General features: G+C 59.7%; 1 protein-coding gene. It reads left to right on the top strand.

What is annotated here, in order from left to right; all coding sequences use genetic code 11:
- The coding region (locus tag B3520_RS16985) for a SulP family inorganic anion transporter (RefSeq protein WP_286876476.1) at positions 1-295 on the top strand (295 nt) is incomplete at both ends.

The following is a 295-nucleotide window of genomic DNA, read 5'->3' as shown; positions in this document are numbered from 1 at the left end:
TGATCGGTCAGTCGGTGATCAACGTGAAATCAGGTGGTCGCACCCGCCTCTCCACCCTGACCGCCGGGGTCGTGCTGCTGATTATGGTGGTGTTTCTGGACCAGTGGGTCGCGGCCATTCCCATGGCCGCTCTGGTAGCGGTGATGATCATGGTGTCGATTGGTACGTTCAGTTGGTCTTCGGTCAAAAACCTGAAAGACAACCCCAAGAGCTCCAGCATCGTCATGGTCAGTACCGTGGCTGTGGTGGTCGCCACCCACAACCTGGCGCTCGGCGTGTTGGGGGGCGTGCTGCT

It is taken from the genome of Marinimicrobium sp. UBA4509 (assembly GCF_002388575.1).
GTDB lineage: Bacteria > Pseudomonadota > Gammaproteobacteria > Pseudomonadales > Cellvibrionaceae > Marinimicrobium > Marinimicrobium koreense.
This window is presented reverse-complemented; position numbering and strand designations above follow the sequence as displayed.